General features: G+C 43.8%; 9 protein-coding genes. 4 read left to right on the top strand and 5 right to left on the bottom strand.

Annotation, left to right across the window (positions count from 1 at the left end):
- The 4 genes from AND4_RS18070 to AND4_RS18055 form a co-directional block, all read left to right on the top strand.
- On the top strand, positions 1 to 1,762 hold a 1,762-nt coding region (locus tag AND4_RS18070; RefSeq protein ID WP_009844427.1), incomplete at its 5' end, for a phage tail tape measure protein.
- The gene (locus tag AND4_RS18065) at positions 1,759 to 2,160 is read left to right on the top strand and encodes a phage tail protein (RefSeq protein WP_009844426.1); all 402 of its coding nucleotides are present in this window, start codon (positions 1,759 to 1,761) and stop codon (positions 2,158 to 2,160) included. The genes AND4_RS18070 and AND4_RS18065, both read left to right, overlap by 4 nt.
- A complete protein-coding gene (locus AND4_RS18060; protein WP_009844425.1) occupies positions 2,157 to 2,378 on the top strand; it encodes a tail protein X in 222 nt (73 codons plus the stop codon). Before AND4_RS18065 ends, AND4_RS18060 begins: the two co-directional genes overlap by 4 nt.
- On the top strand, positions 2,369 to 3,382 hold the full coding sequence (locus AND4_RS18055) for a hypothetical protein (RefSeq protein WP_009844424.1): 1,014 nt from the start codon (positions 2,369 to 2,371) through the stop codon (positions 3,380 to 3,382). The genes AND4_RS18060 and AND4_RS18055 overlap by 10 nt, the downstream gene beginning before the upstream one ends.
- Here the strand turns inward: AND4_RS18055 and AND4_RS20340 are convergent.
- From AND4_RS20340 to AND4_RS18040, 5 genes are all read right to left on the bottom strand, one after another.
- Positions 3,379 to 3,555: a hypothetical protein gene (locus tag AND4_RS20340; RefSeq protein WP_009844423.1), complete on the bottom strand. Its 177-nt coding sequence runs from the start codon at positions 3,553 to 3,555 to the stop codon at positions 3,379 to 3,381. The two genes, AND4_RS18055 and AND4_RS20340, sit on opposite strands and share 4 nt — an antisense overlap.
- A gap of 470 nt (positions 3,556 to 4,025) precedes the next feature.
- Positions 4,026 to 4,181 carry a hypothetical protein gene (locus AND4_RS20335; RefSeq protein ID WP_009844422.1) on the bottom strand — a complete coding sequence of 52 codons (156 nt, stop codon included), beginning with the start codon at positions 4,179 to 4,181 and terminating at the stop codon, positions 4,026 to 4,028.
- A 69-nt stretch (positions 4,182 to 4,250) separates the two neighbouring features.
- Positions 4,251 to 4,457: a hypothetical protein gene (locus tag AND4_RS18050; RefSeq protein WP_009844421.1), complete on the bottom strand. Its 207-nt coding sequence runs from the start codon at positions 4,455 to 4,457 to the stop codon at positions 4,251 to 4,253.
- A 14-nt stretch (positions 4,458 to 4,471) separates the two neighbouring features.
- The gene (locus tag AND4_RS18045) at positions 4,472 to 5,425 is read right to left on the bottom strand and encodes a ParB/RepB/Spo0J family partition protein (RefSeq protein ID WP_009844420.1); all 954 of its coding nucleotides are present in this window, start codon (positions 5,423 to 5,425) and stop codon (positions 4,472 to 4,474) included.
- On the bottom strand, positions 5,425 to 6,573 hold the full coding sequence (locus tag AND4_RS18040) for an AAA family ATPase (RefSeq protein WP_009844419.1): 1,149 nt from the start codon (positions 6,571 to 6,573) through the stop codon (positions 5,425 to 5,427). Before AND4_RS18040 ends, AND4_RS18045 begins: the two co-directional genes overlap by 1 nt.
- Between the last annotated feature and the right edge of the window lie 385 nt (positions 6,574 to 6,958).

Here is a 6,958-nt window from a genome sequence, read left to right as displayed (position 1 = left end):
TGAGGTTCAAGCAGCTTCACTATCAGCTGCAGTATTATCCGGTTCGGCAAGTACAGAAGTAGCGGCTACCGCGACAAAGAACTTGTTGCTAAGTTTAACTGCTGGCGATTCAGCGAGTGGTGGTCAGAAAGATGCATTAATGACCTTGGGATTTGATCCAGCAGATTTAGCGCGAGACATGCAGGAAAATGCGCCTAAGACGGTAGAGCAGGTGTTACTGGCGATTAAAGATCAGGATGCAGATGTTCAAACCGCATTAATGAAGAATCTATTCGGCTCTGAGTCGATCGGTTCGATTGCACCACTTTTGCAAAACCTTGATAACTTTCGTAAAGCATTCAAGTTAGTAGAGAAAGACACAAACTTTGCAGGCTCTATGCAGAAAGAGTTTGATGTCCAGTCTGCTACTGCTATGCGGAAAATATCAGCCTTTACGGCTTCAATAACAGGACTGTTCACCGTGTTAGGGGAAAGCATGCTGCCTGTTGTAGGTGATGTGCTTGATACTGTAACTCCAGCCATCACATGGTTAACAGAAGCAGCACAATCGGCACCAGCTGCAACTGCAGCATTAATGGCGATTCCGGCTGCACTGGTAGCTGTAAAAGGCGCGGCATTAGCTTTTAAAGCAGGCAAGCTGTTACTTGGTCAGGGTAAGAATTATGCTGATTTAGGTAAAGCTAAGCTTGGCATTGGTTTGGATGGTACTGCGAAATCGGCTCAGAAAGCGACGTCCCGTCTTTCTCGATTGAATCAGACATTGGATAACATTGGTAACAATGGGGGCCGTGGTCGCAATCGTTATCAACGTGACGGTGCATCTACTTCCAGTCGTAAATCTCGCTCTAAAAGAGCAAGATTATCGCGTCGTGGTGGTAAGTTTGGAGGTCTGCTTGAGTTAACTGACTTTCTTCCTATAGGTACACCAGCACCAGGCGCATCGTCTAATAGTTCTGCAAAAGGAAAATGGGGTAAGCGTGCTGCTGTTCTTGGCGGTGGTACAGCTTTATCGCTTCTTACATCAAGTGCCAATGCGGCTGATTTGGCTATGATGGGTGCCGATGCGGCAACTGTAGCAGGTGATGTTGCTGGTTCTTTGCCATTGAAAGGCATGATGGCAGGTATTGCAGGCACAGCAGGGAAATTATTCAAACCACTAAATATCATGCTACAGGGCGCGGCATTAACTTCTGCTATCAATAACGGTAGCGCTGACGAAATTGGCGGTACTGCAGGCGATATGGTAGGTGGTTTGGGTGGTGCGGCATTAGGTGCGGCATTAGGTACCGCGATTTTACCCGGTATAGGTACGGTCGTAGGTGGTGCTCTTGGTGGTTTAGCCGGTGGTGAAGTTGGTGAGTGGTTAGGGGCGAAAGTTGCTGGTCTTTTTTCTAGTGATGAAGAGGAAACTTTGACCGCGAAAGCTGCAACGCTGGACAAAGAAAAAGCCGGGTTAACTCAGCCTACTAGGCAGTTGCAAGCTGATGGTTCTTCAAGCTTGGCAATGTTACCCGAACCGACTAGTGTACTTCCGTCACAAACATCAATTGCGAAGTCGCTTTCTCAGACTAGCCAAGACAATCGTCAAAATGTTTTCCACATAACAGTCCCACCATCATCGGGTAACGCTCAGCAAGATGAAGATATGTTGAATCGCTTGGTGGCTAAATTGAAAGAAACGCTATTGGCTGATGGGGTTATGGGTTCAGATTCGTTATCTGTGGCTATGGATGGTTCTCTTTCTGATAGGAGCGACGTATGAGGCAGCAGTTAATTTTGTCTGTCCCGTCTAAGAACGAAGAAGCGTTTATATTTGGTGTCGCAAGTGGCACCGAATATGAAACGCTTTCGACAACCAGCCAAGGCGGTTGGGTCAATTTGGACATTATGGACGGCAAAGCGATAAGCCAGAACACTCATGACCCCCTTGATGGTAAGACGGTAAAAGGGAAGTGGTTTGGCGCAGAGGGTAGATCTTCTATCCGTCGTTTGCGTGAAATTAAGCGTATGCGAGCACCAGTTCTTCTCACTGACGATTACGGGTACAACATGGGTTTATGGAAGATCATGTCACTTAACGATGATGAGAAAGATGTGATCGATGATGGTACGCCTATGATTGTTAGTTTTACCATTACTTTTGAGGAGTTTGCCAATTGAGCACAGTCGTATTAAGTGTGGTTGGTGATACGGTTGGTGACGTCCTGTATCGTTATTTTCAGGACGATGGTGATGATTTGGAGAGTCAGTTGTTCGCTCTTAACCCTCACCTCAACAAATTATCCGTTATTCTTCCAACTGGAACACGAATCAAATTGCCAACGGTCGAGGCTAAATCAGAACCTGAGCCAGAGAGAGTGGTTACGATATGGGATTAGCAACTCGGGTTATTGCCCGTACAACGGGTCAGGGCAGTGAAGTCATTAATCTATACATTCAAACGTGGCAGCTCACTGATGTTTCCGGTGAGGAAACCGATCAGATTATGCTAAAAGTAGCTGCGCCTGATATGGATTCGCTACCGCCTGAAGGTGTTACCATCGGTTTTGATATTGGAATTGCGGATGATGAGCCTGTTCAGTGGTTCAGCCGTGGCAAGTTCACTATTACGCGAATTACACCACAGTTGTTTCCGCATGTATTTACCATTGTCGCAACGGCAGCGCCTTTTCAGGTCAATGACCAAACTGAGTTTAAACACCGCCGTTCGCAAACTTACAGCGGTACGTTAGGCAGTATTTTTCGTGAAGTCGTCAGTCGTCATGGTTTGAGTCCTCGGGTTGATCAAGAGCTGGATAGAATAGCTGTTGAACATATTGACCAGACGGACGAGACAGATATGTCATTTTTGACACGATTAGCTAGAAAGTATGATGCTGTGGCCAAGCCTGTTGAGTCGTTCTATGTGCTTGGCCGACGAGGTAAAATCAAGAGCCTTTCCGGTAATACGGTAGAGCCTGTTGAAATTGAATTACCAACAAATAACCAGCCAACTTCGAAAAGTTTTATTAATGCCAGCTTAAGCATGCCAAGTCGTAAGAGCTTCAAGGGAATCAAAGCGGTTTGGTGGAACGATGGTACGGGTGAGGAAGTGGTTGAAATGGTGGGTATGAAGCCATTTAAAAAACTGACGCAAACGTATCAGAATGCGGACCAAGCAAAGCAAGCGGCTCAGAATGAGCTAAGGAAAGTCGAGCGAACTGGAACTCAGATTCGTCTCGACCTTCCAGCAAATCCACGTTTTAGTGCCGAAGGTATTGTAAAAACCTCAAGTCAATTTCCGCTCTATATGCAAGGTGAGTGGTCCTTGGACAGAGTAGTAATTATGGGAGGTAAGCAGGGTGCGAGAGCTCAGCTTACCGCAACGTTTACGCAAAGTTAAGAGTCTCGCTCGTCTCTACTATAACCATTTAATCTTTTCAATTCAGCGATAGCCTGTTGCAATGTAACGCAGCAGGTTACGCTCATTTCCTCGGTCAATACTACTCCCGGCTCCGCTGCAGCGACCATAATTTCTAAATCCCCGATTATTTTTTTTATTTCTAATTTTTTCATACAACCTCAATCCAACTAATTATTATTTACTTAAACATTCAGAATACATATACCCTTAAATGCGCAAGCTTTGTTTACTTATCGCGTTCTTATGACACGTTGGTAAATGTTGATGATAACAATAAAAAAGTGTTGCAATTGATACTGTATGTAAATTGTTGACAACCACATCAATAATAAGGATGTGCAGTAAATAATTTTTTGTAACAGCACCACTGAGGTGCTGTTTTTGTTATTCTACCCAAGATGGAGTGAAGTTCTTGTGCAGCCAAGGTGGTATGTAAAAGAGCTCACCAGAAGCTGTTGCTCTGTTTTCTCCTTGCCAAGACTGGGTGAAGAACCCACGGTTATTAGGTGATGTCAATGGGTATCATAGCCCCCTCACTGAAAGAAAAAGTAAGTTATAGCAACACCCAGAATAGTTACCACAAGCACTGAAATCGCTTCGCCTAGCATATCTTTAATCATTGTTATGCCCTCGCCAATTCTTGGCAGCAGGCTCTAGCAACGGCTTCACCCATGAAGTCACCTTGTCCTTCTAGCCATTCAATAACTAGATGAGCAGGCATAGTGAGTAGTTCTTGTAGAGAGGCACTACGAATTTTGTTATAGTCCTTTTTAGACATGATCGTCTCCTGGCGGTTTTGGTTGTGTCTTAAACCCCGGCTGCAACCGGGGTTTTACTTTTTTAGGGGTTAGATGATGCTTGAATCATTTGCCATTGCAGCTTTTTGAGCAGCATGCCCTTTACGATAAGCATCAGCAATGTCTATAGATGGGTTTACGAAAACCTTGTTTGGTAAGTCGTCACCACCTTCTAGTGCTGAGTTTGCACCATAATAGTAAGCTTCTAATTGAGCTTCGGTCATTTCTTCAGTTTCTTTGTTACATGGATAAAGCATAGGTTTCTCCGTGGTTAAAGTTTCTGTAATGCTTCTTTTGATAGCGTCTGTGAAATAAATTCCTCGATAGCTTTTAGTGAGTCATCAGAAACTTTCGGGAGATTAATTATCGCATTGCCGTTTTTCAATGCGACCGTGGCCCCCATCGCCAGCTCACGAGGTTTCACATGTTCAGGTTTAGTAATGCCAGATTTGGCTATGAACATTTCCACCAGCTCTTCTGCTGAATATTTTCCTTTATCGTCACACCAGTTAGTAAAGAAGTCCGCGAGTTCTTTCTTTCTTTCTTCATCTAGTTTTTTGTATGCCTTGAATAGTGTTTCACCTTGTCTAGCGCTCAAATCATTAGGACTAGGTAAGGCTTTTATAAATGGTTTTGGCAGCCTTGCTGTGTTCACTTCACGCATCAGCGCACGACGTCCTTTACCTACAAGGATGGCCACTTCTTCTTGGTTTTTTCCGCTATTTAATAAGCGTAAAGCCTTCTGACCTTGTTCATAGGCCGAGGTCGGTCTGTAATTGTTGCCGACTTCGCTCAGGTAATTCATTTGCTCGTCTGATAGGTCGCCAACCCAAATATAAAAATCACTCTTTGCAGTTATAGCTGTAAAACGGCGTCGGCTACCATCCGCTACTTGTATCACACCGCATTCTTCACGACCAAACGCAGGCACTTCTTGTCCGTACTCTTTAAACGTTGGCAGAATGTCTGAAATGGCGAATTCATCGAGTAGCTCTTGATCACGTTCGTTCTCTAGCCAAACCATGGTCGATAAGTCGACTGTTTTTGCAGGGATTTTTTTGAGTGTAAAGGTCACACCTAAACCCATTACTGGTTTTGTTAGGGTATTGCCGATCTGCTCATCTAACTTTTCAGATTTCTTAACTAGAGTGGTCTGGCCCTTTTTTTGTAATCGCTGAACAGATACGCTAGATGTTTCCGGTTCTAGTTCTATGTCACCTTTCATTATTCTGCCCCCCACATTGGCTTGACTATTGTATTAAGAATCTCACTAAATGTTGCATCGTAAATATCAGTTGCTCGCTTCCATGCAGCAGGTGTTCCTCGATCCTCTGCCTGCTCATAAATTGTCGCCATTTTCCGTTGTCCTTTGCCTACCTCATCAGTGAAGAAAACTCCACTATTCAAAGGCATCCCATGCCAAAACTTCTGCATATCTTTTAGATTAGCTTGGCTTGAACTGTGCTCAGCGCCTAGTTTTGTAGGTAATACGCGAACATGCGGCTCATGAGTTGTCGATAAACCGTTCGGGGCGTATATGTCTTTAATTAGGCCCATCAGCTGGCAAGTTGAGTTCATGTCATTGATTTCTGCAGAGGTAGCTATAAGAACGGCATCACTTGCGCAGATCATGTTTGTTGTTCCCATTCCTAAATCTGGGTGGCCATCAATAATGATGACGTCGTAGTGATTTCGGATGGTCTGTAGACCAGCTTGCAGCATTTGGTGAGCAGGATACTCTATGTCGGCGCTATCCATTTCACTTTCAATGCGCTGAAGTTGAAGGTTACTAGGAATAATATGTAGCTTTGGCCATGCTGTTTCTTTCACGCAATAAGTTAGATCGTCCTTATTGCCTAACATGAATGGCAAGATGGTATCGTCAACGGTTGTGTTCAATTCAGGATGATAGCCGAAGTACATAGAGCCATGAGCTTGAGGATCAATATCAACAAACAATACACGGTAGCCTGCGAGTGATAGCCACTGCGATAGGTGTACTGCTGTCGAGGTTTTCCAGCATCCTCCTTTGCCGCCCGGTACGCTAATGATAATGGAGCTAGTATCGATTAATTGGTAAGGCTGTTTTTGGAAGTAGTCGCGCATGAAGTCTATTTGCGCCAGTGTGTAACCTGCTCTAATAATGCGCGTTGCGTTGGAATCTTTTAGTTCTGGTTTTGGTAGCCGACCTTCGTCCTCTGCTTTAGCAATAGCTTGGCGAGAAACGCCGATCATTTCTGCCGCTTCATTAATACCAAATCGGCGTTTCAAAATTCGCGATTGAGGCGAGTCATTACCGAACTTCATTTCTGCTCTGGCTTGTGCCCATTTTGTGTATGAGTCGATACATGATTGCATCTGGGTACTCAGCATATTGTTCATCTCCATTTTTATGACGGTTTACGCTATTTATACAGGTTTACGAAAAAAAAGTAAACTACTTTAAAATAAGTAAACCAAATTTTTAGACACTGGACAAGTTAAGCAGATTGAATTTACCTGTATCAGGTGGCTTATACTTTATAAGTTGATAACCAGTAAAGCTTTACCAGAGCATTTCCGGTTGTTTATCCTTTAATAACAATACCTTAGTTAATTTAAATTGTGATAGGAAGTGACCACTATTAGAGCTGTAACGCTAGGCTTAATGGCAATAATGCACTAACTATCAAATATCAAAAAGGAGCAGCAATGAAAATAAAACATAAGGTTACAAAAAAATAAATGACAAAACAAAGCCCAACAGGGTGCATAAGGT

This window comes from Vibrio sp. AND4 (assembly GCF_000171815.1).
GTDB lineage: Bacteria > Pseudomonadota > Gammaproteobacteria > Enterobacterales > Vibrionaceae > Vibrio.
This window is presented reverse-complemented; position numbering and strand designations above follow the sequence as displayed.

Coding starts and splice junctions, on each gene's coding strand:
- AND4_RS18065 (WP_009844426.1), top strand. CDS start 1,759: ATGAGGCAGCAGTTAATTTTGTCTGTCCCGTCTAAGAACGAAGAAGCG.
- AND4_RS18055 (WP_009844424.1), top strand. CDS start 2,369: ATGGGATTAGCAACTCGGGTTATTGCCCGTACAACGGGTCAGGGCAGT.
- AND4_RS20340 (WP_009844423.1), bottom strand. CDS start 3,555: ATGAAAAAATTAGAAATAAAAAAAATAATCGGGGATTTAGAAATTATG.
- AND4_RS20335 (WP_009844422.1), bottom strand. CDS start 4,181: ATGTCTAAAAAGGACTATAACAAAATTCGTAGTGCCTCTCTACAAGAA.
- AND4_RS18050 (WP_009844421.1), bottom strand. CDS start 4,457: ATGCTTTATCCATGTAACAAAGAAACTGAAGAAATGACCGAAGCTCAA.
- AND4_RS18045 (WP_009844420.1), bottom strand. CDS start 5,425: ATGAAAGGTGACATAGAACTAGAACCGGAAACATCTAGCGTATCTGTT.
- AND4_RS18040 (WP_009844419.1), bottom strand. CDS start 6,573: ATGCTGAGTACCCAGATGCAATCATGTATCGACTCATACACAAAATGG.